The following is a 23,360-nucleotide window of genomic DNA, read 5'->3' as shown; positions in this document are numbered from 1 at the left end:
CTACAAAAATCACTAAAAAAGTTTTAGCCAATAAGCTAAAACTTTTTTATTTTTTATTACTTTTATCTTATTAATTACTTTGAACTACTTCCATGATAAAAGAAAAATTACTGCATCATATATGGCAATTTAAAAAATTTAATACTCTACATTTATATACTATTGAAGGGGAAAAAATTGATATTATTAATGTTGGTATTTATAATACGAATGCCGGACCTGATTTTTTATTTGCTAAAATAAAAATTGATTCTGTTGAATGGAATGGTAATATTGAAATTCACGTAAGATCATCTGATTGGATTAAGCATAAACATGATCATAACAAAAGTTATAAAAATGTAATATTACATGTAGTATATGAGTTCGATGACAAAGATTATAAAATTCATAACTCATCATTTCCAATCCTTGAATTGAAAACTTATATATCTGATGAAATTAAGAATAATTATACTTTCTTAAAAGAAAATTCATTCGATTTTATTCCTTGTGAAAAGTTAATCAGTAATTGTTTAGATTCAGAATTTTTAAATTTCTCTGAAAATCTGTATTTAGAAAAACTCAAAAGTAAATGTGAGCATATTTACCAAATTCTCAAACTAAAAAAGAATGATTGGGAAGCCACCCTTGGTGCTGTTTTAGCATACACATTTGGTCTAAAAATTAATGCTGAAGCTTTTGAACAGATATTTTTATCTATAGATTATAAGATCATCCGAAAGATTTCAAAAAATAAATTTAATATGGAATCCTTATTATTTGGAGTCACTCATGAATTAAACAATTATATGGATGATTATCCACAAAATTTATTCAATGAATATAAATTTATACAATCAAAATATAACATTCCAACGCAATTAATCGAAATAAAATACATGAGATTGAGACCCTTTAATTTTCCTTCTCTCAGATTATCTCAACTTGCAAATTTACTCTCCATATATCAGAATTTATTTTCTTATGTAATAGGAATAAAAACAGTTCAGCAATATTATCAATTACTAGACGACGTAAAAGCTTCTTTATATTGGAATGATCATTATGTATTCGATAAAAAAACAACAAAATATTTCGAAAAAAAATTATCCATATCTCAAAAAAATTTATTAATTCTTAATGCTTTTTTACCTATAAAATTTGCTTATTCTCAAAGCATTGGAAATTCCTTAGATGAAGAAATCTTTGAAATCCTTTACGAGATTGAACACGAAAATAATTCGATCATATCCAATTATAAAAATTTAGGTATTAAATGTAAGTCAGCTTTAGATTCTCAGGCATTCTTATATTTATATAAAAATAAATGTTTAAAAAGACAATGCTTAAATTGTGAAATAGGATTTAGAATTTTAAAATAATATTTTTTGAACTTTTTTTATTTATAATTTTAGCATTATGTATTTTCTTGTATCTAACACCTTATTATTCAATAATTACAGAAATTTAAAGTTATGATATTTCTACTTATTTTTATCATTGAAAAAAGAAGTATAGACCAAATAAACAAGAGGTATTATCATTAATAAAAAATATAAAGGATTAAAATGGTTGGGAAACAAAAATACAAACCCTAGTCCACATAAAATACCAAAGATTGCTCCCCCTAAATGCGCATCATGACCAATATTACCTAATTGAGTCTTCATTCCATATAATGAATATGTCAAATAAATAATACCAAAAATCCATCCTGGAATTGAAAAAGGCAAAGGAAAAATTCCAATCGAAATTTGAGAATCTAAAATGATAGATGCAAACAAAATCCCAGACACACCTCCAGACGCTCCTATAGCGCTATAATACGGATTATTTTTATGCATCAACAATGCTAATGTATTTCCCCCAATAATTGAGCCGAAATAAGTTAGTATAAATAAAATAGTACCGTAATTTAATACTAAACTTGAAAAGAAATAAAAGGTATACATATTAAAAAAAAGATGAGCTATATCTCCATGTAAAAAAGCAGAAACTATCATTCTATCCCATTGCTTATCTATTAAGATTGCTCTTATATTGAATTTGTATCTATCAAAAAATTCTTGATCATTAAATCCTTTGATACTGATTATACTAGTAATAACAATAATACCTATTACAATAATATTTGAATTTCCCATTTATATTAATTAAATCTTTTAATATTGACCTCAGAAAGTAATTCTTTTGAATTCTCCATGAATTCATAGAGCTCATTAGCCATCGTTGGTGCTAACATCACCCCCCTACTTCCTAATCCATTAAGAATAAACATATTTTCGTATTCAGGATGTTCTCCTAAGAGAGGTCTTCTATCAACTACTGTTGGTCGTATTCCTGCAAATTTTTTTATTATCTTATAATCTATTTTTAAAAATTTATTTAAATTAGTAATTAATTCATTTTGTCCTTCTTCAGATATTTCATCATTAATTTCACGATAATGATAGGTAGCACCCACATAATAGTAATCTTTTTCCATAGGCATAATAAAAACCTTAGATTTCACAATATCAGTAAGTTCTAATCCATTTGCATGAATAACCATAGTTTCACCTTTGACGCCTTCCATAGGAAGATAGCTAAAATAAGGATTATATTTTAAAGCATATCCATCACAAAAAACAATTTTTAAAGCTTTAATTCCTTTATAATTGTAAAATCCATTATCTTTTTTTAAAAAACTAAAATCAAAAATATCATCTATCAAACTATTATTTTTAAGTAAGAATTTTCTGAATTCTCTTAAAAGTTCTCTAACAAATATTTTACCTGACTTAAATACTTTACCCATACCGAAATCAGCTTTAATATATGGATTTATAGAATTATAAATTTCCGTATCTAAAAAAGGTTTTAAATTTTCATTTCTTTCAGACTTTTTTTTCCAGGTTTTTACTTCATCTTCATTGGCAAAGATTCTATATAAATCTGAATTATATACTAACTTAACTTTCAATAAATCTTCAAATTCTCTAAATACTTGATATAATTTTTCTATCTCGGGTTCAGCATTCCAAACGGGTGTAAACCTTTTTAATACTACAGGATTATACATTCCTGAGGATACAAATGATGCAGAATTTGAAACAATATCAATGATTTTATATGATTTATTTTCTTTATGAAGTTTGTGAGCCAAACATGAACCAGCTAATCCTTGTCCGACAATAAGGTAATCTACCATAATATTTTATAATCAAAAGTAGTGTTAATCATAAGCAAATTTAAAAAAAATCCTGAATCAAAAATTTGATTCAGGACTATATATACATTTAAAAAAAATTATCATTAGTAATTCCACATATTATTTTCTTTCTGTAGAATTTCATTTTTAATCCTATTGCTCTCTTCAAGCTGAGCTTTTGCATCACCTGGAATGTAATTTGTAATCAATCCATCTCCATATTCAGATTGAGATTTATATATAATGGAACTAAATCTTCTAGCATTTAATACATCATCATAAGTAATATATGAAGATCCATTTTTAGGATTAAACACTGTACAACTTGATAATACTTCTCTAGCTCCAGGATAAAATATCCAGAATAAATCAATCATCTCATCATCTCCTTGATAGCCTAACATGGTAGCCTCAGTTAAACCAAGCACTTGTGGATCAGGCCCCATCGGAGCGAGCCCTAACAAACGATATTTCATTTGCCCAAGTCGCTTATCAATATACCACATTCCTTTAATCTTAATCAATTTTACACTACGAGTATCAGTCTTATAATTATCCACTCCTTCAATCAAATCTTGCGCAGTAATTTCTTCACCAGATGCCCTTTTATCTTGAAGCCATTCCGATTCTCTTATAGCTTGAATCTTATTTTGGAGATTTTCTGGAGAAATCCTTGATGTGAAGTTATCATCGTCATAAACTTCAGTAATTTTCCCTGAATCTATTCCATTAAAAAGAGCATCATATAAAGAGATATAAGTTGTTGATACATCGTCGTGTGCATAATAATATGGTTGATTTAATTTTTCATTTAAATCAATAATCTCCCATACTACTTTAGACCATAGAATATCTTTATCTTCAATATATCCATAAGGTAATACAGTAGGAGCAGTAGAGATTGTATCTGTACCATTTACAATATCATACCTTTCTTCTCTCATTTCTCTTAATTCAACAGGTGATTTAGCATTTAATATATTTTGTGCGAATGCTCCTGAACATGTTAAGATTGCCAAACTAATTAGTAAAGATTTCATGTTAAAATAGTATTATTAATTTCTTTATTATTGAACATTGATAAGTATCGGTGAAATACTTTGTTGAGATATTCCTGAAGCAGTTGCAGCGATATCAAATATTAATACTTGATCTCCCGATTTTAAACCTTTAAGATAATCAGCAGCAGCTCTCAATGAATTACCAGAATATGGTCTTGCAGCCGCACCTGGTCTTTTCAATTTGAATCCTGTTACATTAAATGTAACCGGGAATTCGAAATCCGGTATAGCAGCAGATACAGTTTGATTAGGTACAGAGCTACCTGGCATACTTACAACATTTGCTCCACGTATAGTTCCTTGTGCTTTTGGTACATTTTTAATTCTAAACCCTACAGTAGTAGAAACTGTTTTTCCTGAAGATGTTTTTCCTGAAATTGTAAATGATGTCGTTGTGCCTGATCCGGCTTTATAAATCCACCCTTTACCAGATTTTGATAGACTACCATTAGATGTGGTCATACTTATTGTTGATGCATCTACACCGGTAACCGAACCACTCATTGGATTATCAACTCCCCTATAAACAACATTCATTTTATCTGCAACAACTGTACCGCCTGTCGGTAAATCCTTAACAACATCTTGAACAACTTCGTAAGTTTCATTAAATTTTTCAGTTTTTATCCCTCCTGGAGTTTGATAAGATATATTTCCTGATAAACTTTGTTTTCCTATACCCGAAGCTACCATATTAACAACCGCTTTTCCACCTGATAAAGGAATATTACGTCCGTTTAATGTAATTGATCCTTTAAGAGTGTTATCATAGGCTCCAAAACCGATTACAACATTGAATTTTTCTCCTGCTCTAACGAATTTTGGAGCGGATACTATAGGTACAAATGCTTTCAATTCTATTTCATCTTCAAGTTTATTAGCTAATAAATCTCTAACCCTATTTCCTTCTTCCGTTCTAATATTAGATTCTAATCTTGTTAGATTTGTTAGTGCAGAAATCATAGGTTGATCATAAAATTGATTTACAACCCAAGGTTTATTTTGTTTATCTGAAAAATCGAACAATTGCTCAATTCTCATTTTTGCATTTTCTCCTGCTCCTTGAAGTATAAATTTTGTAAAGTTTTGAACTTTCGTAATCATCTCTTGTACCTCCTTAGTTGGAGTGTTATCATTAACAAAGAATACTTTATTAACTACATCTGTATTTTGAAGAGAATTATAGTTTGTTTCTTCTCCCGCGGAAGGAGGTCTATAGTCAGCTATTTCTGTAAGATTCTTTTTAACATTTTGAATCGCGTCTATAGCTTCTTTTGCTTGATTTTTTACTTCATCGGACTTTTTAGCTATTTCCTCATATCCTTCTTTTCCTTCAGCTTTTTTAGCCTCTATCTGTTCGTAAAAGGTTTTATTATTTTCATCAGTTAATTTTGTGGATAATTGCAAGGATTCATTAATTCCTTCAAAAGAACGCAAAATTTCTCTATCCACATTCATTGCCAGCATTGATATAAACACTAAATACATTAGGTTTATCATCTTCTGGCGTGGTGTCTGTTTTCCTGCTGCCATTTTTACTTATTTAATTTTTAATTTAAAATTATTAAGCTTTCATGGCATTAAGCATACCACCATATACTTTGTTTAAATTATTTAGATTTGCTGTTAATTCAGCTAATTGTAGTTGGAATGTATGTGAATACTCTCCAGCTTTTGATAAATCATCAACAAATTTTTGATTTGCTTCAGTATAAATTTTACCATTATCTAATTGTAACTGATACAATGCATTTAGGCGTTCCAAATGTGAAGAAGCTATACTTAACTGATTTTTGTATTTTTCTGTAACTGAACTTGCTTCCACTGTTTTGTTTATGCCTTCAACAGCATTACCAAAGTTTTCAATTCCTCCGCGGAGTCTTTCTAGTAATCCTGCATCTAATTTAGCTTGAGAAAGCATTTCATCTAATTTATTAGATAATGAGATTTCTGCTTCTTGCATTTGCGGCTGCGGCTTTGATTTTTTTCCTGCCGGTGCACCATTTAATAATTCAGGATATGCTTTTTCCCATTCATATTCTGCTGGAGGTGGATCGAATGCAAATACTACAAATATAAATGCTTCTACAATTAATCCTATCGCAAGTATAGTACTTCCTGTAATAGGTCCCAATCCCCAGTGATTAATTTTAAATAATGCTCCAACGATAACTACTGCTGCACCCAATGAGTACACCATATTTAATACCTTATCCTTCGTTTTTGTTTTCAATGCCATCTTTTTAAATTTAATTATTTATATTTAATATTTATTTATTTTATAATTATATTTTATCTTACCGGAGCTTGTTTTTTTATAGGTGGAAATTTTCCTTTAGCTCCTTCCGGTATGGTTTGAACTCTTCTGAATCCAATAAAACTTCTCGCAGAATCTTTATGTTCCCAATCTCTTTCGTTAACCATTAACATGTATCCGATATCTTTCCATGAACCGCCTTTAATAACTTTTCTCGGGTCTTCAATTCTGTTACCTAAATAAGGATTTAATGTGGATGATATAATATAGGAGCTATTGTTATAAGCTGAAATGGTCCATTCAGATACATTACCTGCCATATCATAAAGACCGAATCCATTTTTAAGAAAAGATTTTACAGGAGCTGTATATAAGAATCCATTCTCACTTTCCATATAATCACCTCGCTTAGGTTTAAAGTTAGCCAAATAACAGCCTCTATCGTCAATTAGATAAGGGCCTCCCCAAGGATAAGGAGCATTTTCAAGACCACCTCTTGCTGCGTATTCCCATTCCACTTCTGAAGGTAGTCTATAGGGAAATATTTTATCAAGTTTTCTTTTTCTACTTTGATTAAAATCGTTTTTAGATTTTGTACTATAAGCACAGAAAGCTCTTGCCTGATCCCAAGTTACACCTACGACAGGATATTTAGAGTAGGCCTTATGCCAGAAATATTGCTCAAATAAGGGTTCATTAAATGAATAATTAAAATCTCTTAGCCAAACAGTAGTATCAGGATAAATAGCTATCTCTTCTCTTTTTAAGAAATCTTCACCTCTTCCTTTATTTTTCACAGCTTCAAGTTGGTCTATCCAGGTAAATTGATAAATTAACTTTCTTGGATCAATAACTCTTTCGTAGTTAAATCTTTCTTCAGGTGGGTAATATAAAGATTCCAATACTTCTGCATAGGCAACGTCAGGATATCGTGATGTATTCCATTCTAATGGAACCGACCAATCCAATTTTTTAGATTCATCGTAACCATCTCTCCCTCCCTGCTCTTCTAACATCTGTTGATATGCAGTTTGTTCTTTTTCTGATTTTTTATTTAAATATGAATATTTTCCAATTCCTTCTCCTCCTTCTTCACCTCCTCTTTCTGCTAAAAGTGAACGAACAATTGAATCTCTAACATATTTAACAAACACTCTATATTCTGCATTTGTTACTTCTGTGTCATCCATATAAAAGGCTGAAACTGTAACGGTAGTTAAAGGCGCTTTAGTATTTGTTCCTGTGAAATCCATATCTGACTGTCCTAAAACAAAAGCTCCACCTGGAATAGGTACCATACCATAAGGTTTTTTATTATTCCATTGTTGACCTTTTTCTGTAATTACAACCTCTCCTTTAACTCCCGGCTTTCCTGCTTTACCTTTCCTGGTCGATTTACAAGAAATTATTGTTGTTGCTGCCAATAAGAGTAATAATATTTTTCTCATTATAACCAAAATATTTCTTTTTAAAAATTGTAAAACTACTATTTTTTTATTTTATTTAAAAATTTTTTTGTCACTTAAATAAAATTAGAGGTATTTTAATCTTCTCATCTATTTATAAAAATTTTTTAAAGGTTTTCCAATAGCGTTCTGGAACATTTCCTTCTAAAGCATCTTTATAATCATTCAACGAGCAAGGAACTAAAAAAACCGCATTTCCATCGCCTTCAATATCTATAGATAACCACCATTTATCAACATACTTATCTTTTAAAAAAACCAGTTCTTTATCTTCATGTATGACTGTATATTTGATATATTCATCATTCTCATAATACTCTTGCTGATTTTTACCATCAATGAGATACCATAGCATTTGTGAAACTAACTTTTCATTCATTTTATTGTATGAATATCCTAAAAAATTATAAATACCGATTATTTTAATTTGCTTGGACAAGCCTACATACCTTGATATACTGCATATTTCTCTATTCGTAAATCCATTTACCGTACTTCCGGTTGAAAGAGTTCCATCATAGGATTCTACCGAATCTAAATTAATTCCTACAAAGTCGGAACTTCTAAAGACCGGTTCTGAATCTTTTATATTACTAGCAATATTTCCTAAACGTATTCCCTCAAAATCAAGGGTATTGAATTTTTTTAATGTGGATTGAGATACATAGTAACTTTGATAGCCTATATTGGTAAAATTGAACAACAAATTTACATCTTCCACTATCATCTTAGATAGATAATTTTTATCGGTTAATTTTCTCTTCGCGTTTTCAATTTCAATTTTATTATCAACCGCAGTATAATTTAAGGGTTTATTTAGTATGGAAAGTGCTTTATAAACAGTATAATTCAATCCCATATTTCCTCCTAAAACTATGGGTTGAACTTTCATTTCCAATAACTCTTCCAAGACCTTTTTTAAAGCAAAATCTGTATCTTCCCATTCATCTCCTGGTATGATATCGCCTAAATCATATAATTTTATATTCCAGTCATTCCATATTAATCGATAGAACTCTTCACGTATCAATCGTAAGTTAGAAAATTCTTTACTATGTCCGGTTCCCCGTAAATCAGGGCAACCGATAATTACTATACTGTTCTCTTCTAATTTATCATCCCAGTAGAATTGTATCTTACTTCCTACAGAATCAGGCAGCCCATATAACAGAGATTCATCTACCGGATGCAAAAAATGCCGTAATGCCTCCAACTTATTTCTTTTTTGTTTTGCTTTTTGACTTAGCTTTACTTCCTGTTTCTGAGATAATTTTTTTAACATCTTCAAGGGTTAATTTATCTACTTCAACCTCTTTAGGTATTTTAAAGTTTTCTTTCCCTTGTTTTATATAAGGTCCCCATCTTCCATTTAAAATCTCTATGATAGGATCTTCGGTTTCAAAAGCTTTAATAAATTTATTCTTATCAGCCTCTCTTTTAGCTTCTATTAATTCTATCGCCCTATCTAATGTTATGGTAGCAATTTCGTCTCCTTCTTTAGGTTTGAGAGAAAAAAATTTGCTATTATGTTTTACATAGGGTCCGAATCTGCCTGTATTTACTTCCACTTTTTTATCTTCATAATCTCCTAAATACCTTGGAAGCTCAAATAATTTAAGTGCTTCTTCTAAAGTAATTGAATTTATATGTTGCCCTTTCATTAAACCGGCAAACTTCGGTTTTTCTTCCTCTTCTGTTTCTCCCATCTGAATCATTGGTCCAAATCTTCCAATTCGTGCATAGATATTTTTTCCGCTTATCGGATCTTGTCCTAGCAATCTTTCTCCAGTAGCTCTTTCGGCTGTTTCTTTAACCTCTTCTACATGCGGATGAAAGTCACTATAAAATCCGGATAGCATCTCTTTCCAATTCTCATTTCCGCCTGCAATATTATCAAAGTCTTCTTCTACTTTTGCGGTAAAACCATAATCTAGAATGGTGGGAAAATGTTCAGTTAAAAACTCATTCACTACCAATCCAATATCGGTAGGCATAAGTTTTCTTCGATCTCCTCCGTAATTTTCCACTTCTATTTTTTCTTTAATATTATCATTTTTTAATAATATTTTCTTTACTTCTCTTTGCTTAGGATCTAAATCTCTTATTTCAACATATTGTCTTTTCTGAATGGTGGAAATTGTAGGTGCATAGGTAGAAGGACGACCAATACCCAGTTCTTCTAATTTTCTTACTAAAGATGCTTCGTTATATCTTGGTGCAGGTCTGCTGAATTTTTCTTCTCCTATGATTTGTGATAATTGTACTATCTCACCTTTTTCCACTTTCGGCAATAGACCTTCATTATCCTCTTCTGGGGAGTCTTCATCTTTTTGGATCTGATAAACTTTTAAAAATCCGTCAAAAATAATTACTTCGCCTTTTGTAATAAATTTTTCTTTTAAATCTGAAGCGGATATATCTACAATGGTTCTTTCTAATCTTGCATCAGACATTTGTGAAGCTAAAGTTCTTCTCCATATTAAATGATATAATTTTTTTTGAGAATCATCTGCTCCTGCCTCCTGCACAGATAAATTTGTTGGTCGTATGGCTTCGTGAGCTTCTTGTGCTGATTTATTTTTAGTGGTATATTGACGTGTGTGTAAATATTCGTTACCAAAATTTTTTACAATAACACTTTTAGCTGAATTAATTGCTTCTTCGGATAAATTTACACTATCGGTTCTCATATATGTAATGTATCCCGATTCGTATAGTTGTTGAGCAATCATCATAGTCCTACTTACTGAGAATCCTAACTTTGAGGCTTCCTGTTGTAAGGTAGATGTTGTAAAAGGAGCTGATGGGCTTCTTTTACTTGGACGAGTTTCAACATTGGAAATGGAAAATATTTTTCCTTTTGCTCTTTGTATAAAATCTAATGCTTGCGAATAATCAGCAAAATCTGTGTTTAATTTACTTTTTAATAAATTTTTTGATTTGTTATAAAAATCTGCCTCTACTTTATAAATGGGAACCGGAATAAATTTCTCAATTTCCTTTTCTCTTTCACAAATTAAACGAACTGCTACGGATTGGACCCTGCCTGCAGATAAACCTGCTTTTACTTTAGACCATAGAATAGGCGACATTTCAAACCCTACTAATCTGTCTAATACTCTTCTAGCTTGTTGCGCATTTACTAAATTAATATCAATGGTTCTGGGATTTTGAATGGCTTTTTGAATTGCATTTTTGGTTATTTCATGAAAAACTATTCTTTTAGTATTTTCAGATTTTAAATTTAATTCATTAAATAAATGCCAGGCAATGGCTTCTCCTTCACGGTCTTCATCGGAAGCCAACCAAACTGTATCCGCTTTTTTTGCTAATGATTTAAGTTTCTTCACAACTTCTTTTTTATCCGTGGAAACCTGGTATATAGGTTCTAAGGTTTTCATATCTATCCCCATATCCTTTTTAGCCAGATCTGTTATATGACCATAACTTGATTCAACTTCAAAATCTTTTCCTAAAAATTTTTTTATTGTTTTGGCCTTTGCAGGCGATTCAACAATTACCAGATTCATATGAATAATTTTTCGCGAAATTAGAAATTTTTTACCAATATTATAATTAATGTTTCCTTTTTTATTTTCTAATATGCAATTTTTCCCATCTATAAATGTTTAATTTTCATAGTATTGCAGTTTATTAGATTGAATTTGCACATTCATATTTACCATTTTAGCTAATTTTATGAAATCATTTAGTTTTTTCCTAATTTATGTACACTTTTACTATTTTTTGCTATATTTTTTCGTTAGTTTTTTATTATCGAATAGTGTAATATTTTTAGATAAAATTCTATTCTATATTTTGCATGACATCCGACTCAAAAATATATATTCCTTTTAAGCCCTTTTGAGCTTCTATATACATAGCTTTTGCTACTTGTGTTGCCAAGATAGGTCTGTATTTTTTTAATTTCCCTAATAATAAAAATGAAAATATAGATAAAAATATTTCGCTTATTTTTTCTTTAAGTCGAAATTCATTTCGAATACCTTTTAAAATAGATGGCCTAAAAATGAAAGTTCCATGAAAAAACAACTCTTTGATTTTATCCTCTAATTGCCCTTTAGTTTTAATGTAATAATTACCTGATTCTGAGTTAGCCCCAATTGAAGATATTAATAAAAAATTTTTCACCTTATTGGTTTTAGCTATTTGAGCAAATTGCAATGGATAATTAAAGTCAACCTTTTTAAAGTTTTCAATAGTATGAGCTTTTTTTAATGTTGTTCCTAAACAACAAAAGAAATCATCTCCTGTAATTAAATCTTTGTAGGATTCAATTAAATCAAAATCAATTTGGTAGCAAATTAGTTTTTGATGTTTAATTTCAATATTTTTTCTAGCTAGAATAATTACTTTCGTATAATTTGAACTTTTTAACAGATAATTTAATAAACTACTACCTACTAATCCGGTTGCTCCTATTATTATTGCCGTTTTATTCAACTTAATAATGTATTTGATTTATACTTAAATTAGTATAAAATTTTATTTATAAAGATAAAAAAAGCTATTAAGGCGTTTCTTAAAAGCTTTTTTAAAGACGTAATTCTTTATAGTTAATTTATATTGAATATTTTAATATCCGAAAAGTTTAGTATTAAGTGCTTGTAAAGCTTCTTTTTTATTTACACTATCTATTACTACAGAAATATTATGTTCACTTCCTCCATAAGAAATCATATGCAAAGGTATGTCTTTTAGGGCATCGAGAATTTTAACTGCATACCCTGCTTCATTTTTAGCAATATTTCCTACTATTGCGATAATTGTTTGATCTTTTTCAACTTCAACATTGGCAATCTCATTTAATTCTTTTAAGATATTATCCAAGTTCGATGAATTGTCTATAGTCAAAGAAACGGCCACCTCCGAAGTTGTAATCATATCAATTGAGGTTTTGTACTTATCGAATATCTCAAATATGGTTTTAAGAAATCCATAAGCTAATAGCATTCTAACGCTTTTAATGGTGATAGCGTAAATACCATCTTTTGCCGCTACGGCACGAATACCTTCAGGTGTATTTATATTACCTATTAAAGTACCTTTAGCCTCAGGCTGCATTGTATTTTTTAAGGCTACGGGTATTCCTCTTTTTTGTGCGGGAAGAATGCATGTTGGATGCAAAATTTTTGCTCCAAAATAAGCTAATTCTGCTGCTTCTTCAAAACTTAATTCGCTTATTGGATGGGTTTTGTCAACAAATCGTGGATCATTATTATGCATTCCATCTATATCTGTCCAGATTTGTATTTCTTCTGCGTCTATAACTGCTCCGATTATGCAAGCCGTATAATCACTTCCTCCTCTCTGTAAATTATCAATGTCTCCTTGGGCATTTCTACATATGTATCCTTGAGTAATGAAATAATTTATATCTGGATATTTTTTAAGTTCTTCTTTAATATGCTCTTCGATATAAGGAAAATCAGGCTCCCCATCTTTGTTTATTCTCATAAAGTCTAAGGCTGGAAGAAGTAGAGTCTTCTCTCCTATTTCACTCATATAGAAATGAAACATATGTGTACTAAGAAGTTCTCCTTGTGCTAAAATTATTTTTTCTTCCTTCGAAGTAAATAAAGGAAATTTTAGAAATGAAGATAAATAACCAAAATATTCATCTAGTAGTTCATTACCTTTTTTTAAGATAGTTTCATTCTTATATAAGTCTTTTACTTCGTTTCTATATTTATTTTCCAGAGTGTCTATAAGTTCTTTTGCCTTTTGTATATTTTTCTCATATAATGCTTGAGAAATTTCCACTAAGGAATTTGTAGTACCACTCATTGCTGATAAAACAACTATTTTAGGTTTTTTCCCTTTAGTTAATTCAGCCAAATTCTTAATACGTTCGGCACTTCCTACACTTGTGCCTCCAAATTTTAATAGTAACATTTTTATCTTATTAAAGGAGAGATACAAAAATACATATTTTATGAGTTATTTGATATTTTTATATAAAAAAGATTCCATTTATTACTATTATCACTTCATAGCTTCTACTATTTTAAAATTATGTTCCTAAAATTGAGGTAAGTGTTAAATTCAAAATATTATTCTAGCCTTACTAATATTAATAAAAAAGGAAGCTTAATAATAAGCTTCCATGGCATTTGTTGATATACTCCATTAGTCTTTATCTTTAGATACGTCTCTTATTTTCCGTTTGGTTTCTATAGTCAAATCATCAACCTTATCTCCTATTTTATCGCTCCAGTCTTCAACCTTATCTCCTACTTTACTAAAAAAAGAAGTAACTGTATCTTTAAAATGTTCATATTTTCCTTTAAAAAACTTTTCCCAATCAACATGAATATTTTCATTATCCATATAGTCTTTTATAATATGTAAGGATTTTATAGCTTGTTCTTCACTTAATCCTACTTCTGTTTGAAGTTTTTCAATAATATTATTTTCCATGCCATAGGTTTTAATTACTTTTTAGAATAAAATAAACAAAAATGATTCCAAACATATTGTCATAATAAAAACTTTAATTGAAATTAGATTTATATTTTAATTACTTTTTGAATAGAACAATTTTATTTTTTAAGAACTTTTCAATTATAAAACAAGAAACTAATAATTCTTTCCATATCTCTTATACATTTTATAAAATATAAAATTTACATTTATTGCCTTATATTTACATAAAATAGTTATTAGTTAGCATTAAAATTTAACTTAACTAATTTCTTTATTATTAAAATTTATATCATTTTAAAGTACTGTATTTGCCGTATTTATAATCAATAATTCATTAGGAAATCACTAACTTTGTATCATGAAATTCTTAGTTTTTGATACTGAAACCACTGGTCTACCGGCTAATGCAAATGCTCCTGTTTCTGATACTGAAAATTGGCCAAGAATGGTTCAAATTGCCTGGCAATTGCATGATGAAAATGGTAATTTAATTGAAAACTATGATTATATTATTAAACCTGAAGGATATGACATTCCGTTTAATGCCCAGAAAATTCATGGAATCAGTACTGAAAAAGCATTAGCTGAAGGGCATGACCTTACTTCCGTACTTGAGCAATTTAATGCTGTATTAGACAAAAATCCAATTTTGGTAGGACAGAATATTGCTTTTGATATTCCTATTGTCGGAGCCGAATTTTATAGAAAATCTATACAGAATAAGATTGCTGATCTTTCTTTAATTGATACTGCTCGTGAAGGCGTAGACTTTTGTGCGCTTCCCGGTGGGATGGGAGGTGGTTTCAAATTTCCAAAACTTTCCGAATTATATGAAAAATTATTCGGGCACAGTTTTGACGAAGCTCACAATGCTGCTGCAGATGTGAATGCTACTGCTCAGGCTTTTTGGGAATTAGTTAGGCTAAATCAAGTGAGTGCAAATAAATTGAATTGTACCGAAGAAGAGCTTAGTTCTTTTATTAAAAACCATCCTGAACCTTTCCAACCTTTTGATATAGTAATACGTACTCAGGTTAAAGATTTTAACAAACAACGTAAAGAATTTTCTGGAGGTACTAAAAAGTCATTGGATGAAATAAATTATACTTCTTATTTTCATTTTCATAATCATTCCGTTTATTCAATTCTTACTTCCACCAGTAAACATGCTGATCTGATAAAAAAGACTATTGAATATAATATGCCTGCTTTAGGCATAACGGATACAGGTAACTTAATGGGAGCTTTTGCTTTTCTTAATGAGATTAAAAAAGCCAACGGAACTATTAATGAACACAATGCCAAAATTTTAGAAGATGGTAGTACGGAACCTTTAAAGAGAGAAATATTACCCATTATTGGGTGTGAATTGTATATATCTGAATATTATAAACAAAATAAATTTACAAAGGATAATCCAGATCGTAGATATACTCAAATTTTAATTGCTAAAAATCATGAGGGATTTAAGAATCTTTCAAAATTATCTACTTTAGGATACAAAATAGGATTGTATGCTGGATATCCTAGAGTTGGAAAAGAGCTTATAGAACTATATAAAGAAAATTTAATAGCTACTACCGGAAGTTTAACTTCAGAAATTCCCAGCTTAATATTAAATGTTGGAGAAAAACAGGCTGAAGAAGCGTTTATTTATTGGTATGGTTTATTTGGGGATGATTTTTATGTAGAATTACTTAGGCATCATTTAGACGAGGAAGAACATCTAAACAAAGTTTTATTAAAATTTGCAAAAAAATACGGGGTTAAAGTTTTAGCTCAAAACGATATTTTTTATATAAATAAAAAAGAAGCTGAAACTCAAGATATTCTTTTGTGTATCAAAGACGGCGAAAAACAATCAACTCCTAAAGGAAGAGGTTTCGGAAAAAGATTCGGTCTCCCTAACGATGAATACAATTTCAAATCGCAAACCGAAATGGCTGAATTGTTTGCGGACATTCCTGAGGCTATTGAAAATTTCGAAGACTTTATAAAGAAATTTGAACCTTACCAATTAACAAGAGATGTTTTACTTCCGAAGTTTGAAATTCCAGAAGAATTTAAAAACCCAGAGGATGAGATAGATGGAGGTAAAAGAGGAGAAAATGCTTATTTAGCTTACCTTACTTGGGAAGGAGCTAAGAAAAGATATGGTAATGATTTATCTGCGGAAACCAAAGAACGATTGGAATTTGAATTGGAAACTATTGCTAAAACGGGATATCCGGGATATTTCCTCATCGTTCAGGATTTTACTTCTCAGGCTCGAAAAATGGGAGTTTCTGTCGGCCCCGGACGTGGTTCGGCTGCTGGATCTGCCGTTGCTTATTGCATCGGTATTACAAACATAGACCCAATTAAATATGATTTACTTTTTGAGCGTTTTTTAAATCCGGATCGTGTATCTTTACCCGATATTGATATTGATTTTGACGATAGAGGACGTGAAAAAATTATACAATGGGTGGTCGATAAATATGGAGAAAATCAGGTTGCTCAAATTATTACTTACGGTACTTTGGCAGGTAGATCTGCTATCAGAGATGCGGGGAGGGTGTTGGAATTGCCTTTGAGTGATACGGATCGTTTATCCAAAAATTTACCTTCTAATTTAAATCTTACCAAGTTGAAAAATAAGTCTGAAGATGAACTTATTAAGGATTTTGGTAAAGAAGAATCTATACCGGTTCTTCAACTTAAGCAAAAATTTGATGACAACGATCTGGAAGGAAAAGTTATTCAAAATGCTTTTCAATTGGAAGGTAGTCTTCGAAATACTGGGGTTCATGCCTGCGGTGTTATAATTACTCCTGAAGATATAACCAATTTAATACCGGTTGCTGTTGCCAAAGATTCTTCTTTATTGGTTTCACAATTTGACAACTCTGTAGTGGAAAGCGCCGGTCTGTTGAAAATGGATTTCTTAGGGCTGCGTACACTAACAATAATAAGTGATACAATTGAAATCATCAGAAAGAGAACTGGAACAGTTTTAAATCCAGATGAGTTTCCATTGGATGATGAAAAAACTTATGAAATATTTAAAAATGGAAATACCGTGGGGATATTCCAATATGAGTCGCCGGGAATGCAAAAGCACCTGAAAGCTTTACAACCCGATAAGTTTGAAGACCTGATAGCGATGAACGCTTTATATCGTCCCGGTCCCTTACAGTATATTCCAAACTTTATTAACCGTAAAAATGGTAAAGAAGAAATTACCTATGATCTGAAAGATATGGAAGAATATCTTGCCGATACTTATGGTATTACCGTATATCAAGAACAAGTAATGCTTCTCTCTCAAAAATTGGCTGGTTTTAGTAGAGGTGATGCGGATGTGTTGAGAAAAGCTATGGGTAAAAAGCAGATTCAGGTTCTTAATAAAATGGAAGCTCGTTTTCTTGAAGGAGCTATTGAACGTGGACACCCGGAGGATAAGCTAAAAAAAATATGGGAAGACTGGAAAGCCTTTGCACAATATGCTTTTAACAAATCTCATTCAACTTGTTATGCTTTTATTGCTTTTCAGACCGCTTTTTTAAAAGCCCATTATCCGGCAGAATTTATGGCAGCTCTGCTAAGTAACAACTTAAATAACCTTACTACTTTAAGTTTTTTCATGGAAGAATGCAAAAATATGGGGCTTGAAGTACTCGGACCCGATGTTAATGAAAGTGATTATGAGTTTACTGTAAACGAAAAGGGAGCAATCCGATTTGGGATGGGAGCTATAAAAGGTATTGGAGAAAATGCTGTGGAAGCTGTGGTAAGTGAAAGATATAATAATGGAAAATACAAGAACTTGTTTGAATTTTTTGAAAGAGCTGACTTAAAAAATATTAATAAGAAAGTGCTTGAAAATTTAGTTTTGGCAGGTGCATTCGATGGATTGTCTACGAATCGTGCTCAATTTTTTAAAGAAGAAAATGGTTCTAGTACTATTGAAAAGCTAGTAAGATACGGTATGGCTTATCAAGATAATAAAAATTCTGCACAAAATTCTTTATTTGGTGATCTGGGAGACGACGGTTTTGATGTGATGAAACCTGTAATTCCTGAAACCGAAGAATGGAGCACCATGTATAAGCTTAGCAGAGAAAAGGAAGTAGTTGGAATTTATATTTCAGCTCATCCTATGGATAATTATAAATATGAAATCGCTTTAATAAAACCTACAGATATTGCTGAGATTAATGAAAACAAAGATAAATATATTAACAAAGAGGTTTATATAGCTGGAATGATTTCTCGTTTTGAACATAAAGAAATTAATAATGGAAGAACAAGAATAGCATTTTTTGATTTGGAAGATAAAACGGGAACTATTTCGTTAAAACTTAAAAAAAATTATCTGGATTTACAAAAATATTTAATTCCTAATTTATTTGTTTTGGTTAGAATCACTGTTGGTATGATTAAAGATAATGGGTTTGTTTATATAAATGTGTTGAACATTGAGGAACTGAGCGATATAATAGGAAAACATGCTAAGAAACTAACTATCAAAATTAATTTGGAAAATTTAGACGAAAATACAATTACTGCCTTAAATAAGGTCTGTGATGAAAATTCAGGTTCTAAAGATATACATTTTGAAATTATTGATAAAAAGAATAATGTGTATTTAGAATCTCAATCCATGAATCGTAGGGTGAATATTAATAAAGAAATATTAGATGTAATAAAAAACGAATTGTATTTAGATTTCAAGTTAAATTAGAATTATCTTTGAATCTCAACATCTAAATACAATTCATTTTTTATTGTAACGTTATCTTTATATCTTTAAAAAATCCTTCCGTGCCGATGTCAACAAATAGTCCAATTGCACCTTTTTGATTTTCTCCCAATTTTAAATCGTTAATAATAAATGAAGGTTTTTTTGCATCATTTATATATAATTTAGCTTTTTCACCTTGCACTTCTATCCTAATCTGGATCCATTCGTTAAGTGCTATATCTGCATAGGACTCGTATTTACCACAGAATTCTTGTCTCAATCGTTGATATTTAAAATCCGGATAGGAAAAATATTGTATGCTTCGATTTCTTCGTGTCTGATCCTCAACGGTTGCATTTAAAGGACGAAGGTAAATACTTTCAAACTTAGAATTAGTATCATTAATGCGAAAAGCTATTCCAATAAATCCTCGCGCAAAATCAGGAGCATCGGCTAAGAGCCTGCTTAATACCTTAACTTCGATTATTCCGTTCGAAAAATTTATAGAATTAATTCGTACAAAAGTAGGTTCGTCAAATTCTTTTACAGCCAAGTCTTTCACTGCTCTAACTACTTTTTCTCCCTCCCTATTTTCCAAATCCATAATCGTATTTACGGCTTTCAAATTATGCAAAGATAAATCTACCGTTTTTTGAGATTTTAAATTTGAAGATATTAGTAGTAAATATATGGGTATTAGAAGTCTTCTTATCATCATGGTAAAAAATATTTTTGTTATAACTAATTTTTAAATTAAAATTTATTGTCATTTATCTAATGATTTTGATATCATTCAAAATTAGACTAATGAAGTTAACCGAACAATTAGGTTCTTTACGAACCTATAGAGTTAGAAATATTGAATATCAATTATATAATTTCGATACATTAACATTTATTTAACTTAAATTATTATTATATAGTATAGTATTGTATATTTAGAATAAAAATGGAAATTAGAAACCTTGATTTAAAATATCCTTCCTGCCCTATTAGAAATATATTGAGCAGGTTTAGTGATAAATGGTCCTTGTTAATATTGGTTGTTCTGCAATCAGGTCTTCCTATGCGCTATGGGGAACTTAAAAAGAACATTCCTGATATTTCTCAAAAAATGCTTTCAAAAACTTTAAAAAATTTAGAAAAACATAATTTAATTATACGAAAAGCATATCTAGAAATTCCGCCCAAAGTAGAATATTATTTATCTGAAACGGGAAAAGGTGTACTTCCTATTATTCAGTCAATGATTGATTGGGTTGAAAGTCATAGAGATGAAATATTCAAATAAATATAAACAATATTTTATCTATTCTTTTTTATTTTTTTAAGATGGAGGAAACTTAAACTCATTATCAGAATTGCAGATATTCCTCCTATTGATGTCGAAATTAGTCTTTCCATTGCTATTTCTTCACCAGATGAGCCATTTATTGAAAACATTAATACTGTACTTATGGTTAAGAATATTGTAAATATTGCATATTTACGATTAGCAAATACATAACATAAATATAATGATATAATGATTTCTATTACCATACTATATTTTGACGAATTCCACCTAATCAATCCATAGGCTATTAAAAATCCTATGAATGTACCTAACAATCTTATACTTGCTTTTTTTAAAGTATCAATAAAATCCGGTTTTAAAATAACCAAGGCTGTCATAATTACCCAATAATAGTATTTTATATTAAATATATGAATAAGTAGAAAGCAAACTATCATTGCTAAAGCCGCATAAATAATAGTTGTATTAAAACGTATTTTTTTATCAATATTTTCGTATATATTCTTAATAATTGATAAAAGATTATCAGGATCAATAATATTTCTTTGAAATGAAAATTTTTCTATTAAAAATATAATGCATACTGATTGAAATAAGCCACCTAACAGAATTAAAATTCCTCTTTGTAGTGCTGACCAAACGTTACCTACATAAAACCCACCGACAAAAAAGGCAATAGACCATTGCAAAACGATCCACCAAGCGGTTTGATTAATATTACCTACACAAGTGGCTAAACATGCTAGTAAAATACAACATATCATATAACCTATATAAGAATGTCCAATTAATGAACCTAAAAAAGCACATACACTCATTCCTATAACTGAAATAATCATAGGAGCAAAAGGATATTTTAAAATTTTCTTATTAGCACCATATCCTGCAGTTACAGCTCCACCTACTGCAATGCTTGCATAAATAAGATCCTTAAATATAAACCCTATGCTATAAATAATTAAGATACCAGGCAAACAATATAATGCCATAGTTAAATCTTTTTTATCCTTCTCTTTTATTGAAATTTTCATTTATTTTTATTTTTCATTCAATGTGACCACATCGTTTCAATAAATTCATACCTCTCATTATTTAAAACCCATATTTAATTACTTTTACTAATGGAATTATGCAAGGGTATTCTTTTACCGCTTAATGAAACCAAGAATGTCTTTTAAATGGTATATTTTTTCTTATTAAATAGGCATGAAAGAAACTTGGAACATCGTGTTCCCATTTTGGCAATAGGAATAGTATTAATAAAATGTCTATATAAGAAATAAGTCCTACAATAACCGTAAGATAAAAGAAGAATCCTCCGTAATTAAATCCAATAATTGAGGTAAAGGCTAAAAGTAAAGTGATTCCCCACAATTTTGATGAATAGGCATGAGTACTGGTTTCTTTTTTAAATCGTATAAAACTGATTATATAGCATAATCCTTCCAATAAAATCAAAACAAGTATAAGAATCAAATGATTTTCAATAATTTTCGGGCTTATAATCCATGAAGAAATACCTATGGAAATCCAAAAAATCAGATCAATCAGACTATCCATTCGTCTTAGTTTTTCAGTAGCTACCCCTAATTTTCTTGCAATTATCCCATCCAAAATATCAGATAACAAGCCCAAATACATTAGAATAACAATATACAGTTTATTAGTCTCTTCAATTTTATAGGCCAAATAAATGATTACAGGTCCTAACAATAACCTAAATATCATTAGAAGTTTGGGTATATAACACATGATAACTAACTTTATCTTGTGTTAAAATCAAAAATAGTGCAAATACTATTATTTATTTAGTAATGCTTATTTTATTATTCTTGGATTTTAGATATCCATTTACACAAATCGCAAGAATCATAATGGAAGTCGATATATAAAAAACAGGACTCATTTTTTCTGAATCTTTCCAAATTAAAAAAGCTATAAGTATAGCATACACGGGTTCTAAATTTACGGAAAGCATTAAAGTAAAAGGAGTTATATGTTTCATGAGCTTCATAGTCATTAATAAAGGAAAACTTGTTAGTAATCCTCCTAAAATTAACAGCCAAAATACATCCTCTATCTTTATTGTTGCTATGGCTTCCCAATCGTTACATACAGTCATTAAAGCCGTTAAGGTAAAAAAAGCTCCAACCATTTCATAAAAGGTTATGATATCTGAACTTCCTTTTTTATACATAATTCCATTAACTACAGAAAATAATGCAGATAAAAATGCACAGCTGATTCCTAAAAGTATACCTTTCCAATAGCTTATTTCAGTATTGAATATAAAAAATATGCAAGTCATAATTACTAAACTTAGAATTATTTCTGACATTTTAATTTTACGTTTAAAAAAAATTGGTTCTAGAAAAGCAACAAATAAGGTTCCTGTAGATAGTGTGGAGGTTGCTATTGATATATTAGATATTTTGATAGATCCGTAAAATAAAGACCAATGTATTCCTACTATTACTCCACAGCCCAAGAGTTGTAAAATCAATTTTTTAGATACTAACAATTTTTTTTTGTAAAAAGAGTTACATAAAAAAATAATATAAGAGCAGCTACCAATGTTCTTCCCCAAACTAAAGGTATGGCGTCTAGGGATATTAGTTTTCCTATTACTCCTGTAAATCCCCATATAAATACAATAATGTGTAGTTGAACTATTGCTGGAAGTTTCATGGTATATATTTAGATAAATGTTTTGTGCAAATTTAATAACCTTTATTTATTTTTCAACAAAAATAGCTTTTCAATGAATTATTTATAATTATATATACTAAAACCACCATATAATTACATTATTGATATATTCTACTAATTTATATATATTAGTTAACAGCTATAAGCTTAGATGTGATACTGATTCATAAATTATATCTAAATTACGATCTTATTAATTTTTTAATCTTATCTTCATAATACTTA

19 protein-coding genes are annotated in these 23,360 nt (G+C 29.8%); 3 read left to right on the top strand and 16 right to left on the bottom strand.

Annotation, left to right across the window (positions count from 1 at the left end):
* The first annotated feature begins 92 nt into the window (after positions 1–92).
* Positions 93–1,364, top strand: a complete 1,272-nt coding sequence (locus tag M3Z80_RS03105) for a DUF2851 family protein (RefSeq protein ID WP_293917480.1) — start codon at positions 93–95, stop codon at positions 1,362–1,364.
* A 102-nt stretch (positions 1,365–1,466) separates the two neighbouring features.
* Here M3Z80_RS03105 and M3Z80_RS03100 read toward each other — a convergent pair whose 3' ends face one another.
* The 11 genes from M3Z80_RS03100 to M3Z80_RS03050 form a co-directional block, all read right to left on the bottom strand.
* A complete protein-coding gene (locus tag M3Z80_RS03100) occupies positions 1,467–2,126 on the bottom strand; it encodes a rhomboid family intramembrane serine protease (RefSeq protein ID WP_293917478.1) in 660 nt (219 codons plus the stop codon).
* A 5-nt stretch (positions 2,127–2,131) separates the two neighbouring features.
* Positions 2,132–3,172, bottom strand: coding sequence for an NAD(P)/FAD-dependent oxidoreductase (locus M3Z80_RS03095; protein WP_293917476.1), 1,041 nt, complete (start codon positions 3,170–3,172; stop codon positions 2,132–2,134).
* Positions 3,173–3,276: 104 nt separating this feature from the next.
* Entirely contained in the window at positions 3,277–4,212 is a 936-nt protein-coding gene (porN, locus tag M3Z80_RS03090; protein WP_293917474.1) for a type IX secretion system ring subunit PorN/GldN, read from the bottom strand.
* Positions 4,213–4,239: 27 nt separating this feature from the next.
* Complete coding sequence (porM, locus tag M3Z80_RS03085) at positions 4,240–5,766, bottom strand: type IX secretion system motor protein PorM/GldM (RefSeq protein ID WP_293917472.1); 1,527 nt, start codon at positions 5,764–5,766, stop codon at positions 4,240–4,242.
* Positions 5,767–5,797: 31 nt separating this feature from the next.
* Positions 5,798–6,472: a type IX secretion system motor protein PorL/GldL gene (porL, locus tag M3Z80_RS03080; RefSeq protein ID WP_293917469.1), complete on the bottom strand. Its 675-nt coding sequence runs from the start codon at positions 6,470–6,472 to the stop codon at positions 5,798–5,800.
* Between the two features lie 53 nt (positions 6,473–6,525).
* The gene (gene porK / locus M3Z80_RS03075) at positions 6,526–7,938 is read right to left on the bottom strand and encodes a T9SS ring complex lipoprotein PorK/GldK (protein ID WP_293917468.1); all 1,413 of its coding nucleotides are present in this window, start codon (positions 7,936–7,938) and stop codon (positions 6,526–6,528) included.
* A gap of 112 nt (positions 7,939–8,050) precedes the next feature.
* The gene (locus M3Z80_RS03070; RefSeq protein ID WP_293917467.1) at positions 8,051–9,238 is read right to left on the bottom strand and encodes an arginase family protein; all 1,188 of its coding nucleotides are present in this window, start codon (positions 9,236–9,238) and stop codon (positions 8,051–8,053) included.
* Positions 9,171–11,492: a type I DNA topoisomerase gene (gene topA, locus M3Z80_RS03065; RefSeq protein ID WP_293917494.1), complete on the bottom strand. Its 2,322-nt coding sequence runs from the start codon at positions 11,490–11,492 to the stop codon at positions 9,171–9,173. The genes M3Z80_RS03070 and topA overlap by 68 nt, the downstream gene beginning before the upstream one ends.
* Before the next feature lie 271 nt (positions 11,493–11,763).
* On the bottom strand, positions 11,764–12,420 hold the full coding sequence (locus M3Z80_RS03060) for an NAD(P)H-binding protein (RefSeq protein ID WP_293917466.1): 657 nt from the start codon (positions 12,418–12,420) through the stop codon (positions 11,764–11,766).
* 132 nt (positions 12,421–12,552) lie between these two features.
* Entirely contained in the window at positions 12,553–13,872 is a 1,320-nt protein-coding gene (locus tag M3Z80_RS03055; protein ID WP_293917464.1) for an aspartate kinase, read from the bottom strand.
* Between the two features lie 234 nt (positions 13,873–14,106).
* Positions 14,107–14,397, bottom strand: coding sequence for a hypothetical protein (locus M3Z80_RS03050; RefSeq protein ID WP_293917463.1), 291 nt, complete (start codon positions 14,395–14,397; stop codon positions 14,107–14,109).
* A gap of 364 nt (positions 14,398–14,761) precedes the next feature.
* On the opposite strand from M3Z80_RS03050, the gene dnaE reads away from it, so the two are divergent.
* The gene (gene dnaE / locus M3Z80_RS03045) at positions 14,762–19,129 is read left to right on the top strand and encodes a DNA polymerase III subunit alpha (RefSeq protein ID WP_293917461.1); all 4,368 of its coding nucleotides are present in this window, start codon (positions 14,762–14,764) and stop codon (positions 19,127–19,129) included.
* Positions 19,130–19,169: 40 nt separating this feature from the next.
* Here dnaE and M3Z80_RS03040 read toward each other — a convergent pair whose 3' ends face one another.
* Positions 19,170–19,847, bottom strand: a complete 678-nt coding sequence (locus M3Z80_RS03040; RefSeq protein WP_293917460.1) for a family 16 glycoside hydrolase — start codon at positions 19,845–19,847, stop codon at positions 19,170–19,172.
* Positions 19,848–20,078: 231 nt separating this feature from the next.
* On the opposite strand from M3Z80_RS03040, the gene M3Z80_RS03035 reads away from it, so the two are divergent.
* Positions 20,079–20,420 (top strand): winged helix-turn-helix transcriptional regulator, encoded by a 342-nt coding sequence (locus tag M3Z80_RS03035; RefSeq protein ID WP_293917459.1) that lies wholly within the window; start codon positions 20,079–20,081, stop codon positions 20,418–20,420.
* A 14-nt stretch (positions 20,421–20,434) separates the two neighbouring features.
* Here M3Z80_RS03035 and M3Z80_RS03030 read toward each other — a convergent pair whose 3' ends face one another.
* From M3Z80_RS03030 to M3Z80_RS03015, 4 genes are all read right to left on the bottom strand, one after another.
* Positions 20,435–21,457, bottom strand: a complete 1,023-nt coding sequence (locus tag M3Z80_RS03030; RefSeq protein WP_293917457.1) for an FUSC family protein — start codon at positions 21,455–21,457, stop codon at positions 20,435–20,437.
* Positions 21,458–21,578: 121 nt separating this feature from the next.
* A complete protein-coding gene (locus M3Z80_RS03025) occupies positions 21,579–22,178 on the bottom strand; it encodes a CDP-alcohol phosphatidyltransferase family protein (RefSeq protein ID WP_293917455.1) in 600 nt (199 codons plus the stop codon).
* Between the two features lie 52 nt (positions 22,179–22,230).
* Positions 22,231–22,947 carry a DMT family transporter gene (locus M3Z80_RS03020; RefSeq protein WP_293917453.1) on the bottom strand — a complete coding sequence of 239 codons (717 nt, stop codon included), beginning with the start codon at positions 22,945–22,947 and terminating at the stop codon, positions 22,231–22,233.
* Positions 22,941–23,114, bottom strand: a complete 174-nt coding sequence (locus M3Z80_RS03015; RefSeq protein ID WP_293917451.1) for a hypothetical protein — start codon at positions 23,112–23,114, stop codon at positions 22,941–22,943. Before M3Z80_RS03015 ends, M3Z80_RS03020 begins: the two co-directional genes overlap by 7 nt.
* Positions 23,115–23,360: the final 246 nt, after the last annotated feature.

Origin of the sequence: Apibacter sp., from assembly GCF_025291155.1 — a bacterium.
Taxonomy (GTDB): Bacteria; Bacteroidota; Bacteroidia; order Flavobacteriales; family Weeksellaceae; genus Apibacter.
This window is presented reverse-complemented; position numbering and strand designations above follow the sequence as displayed.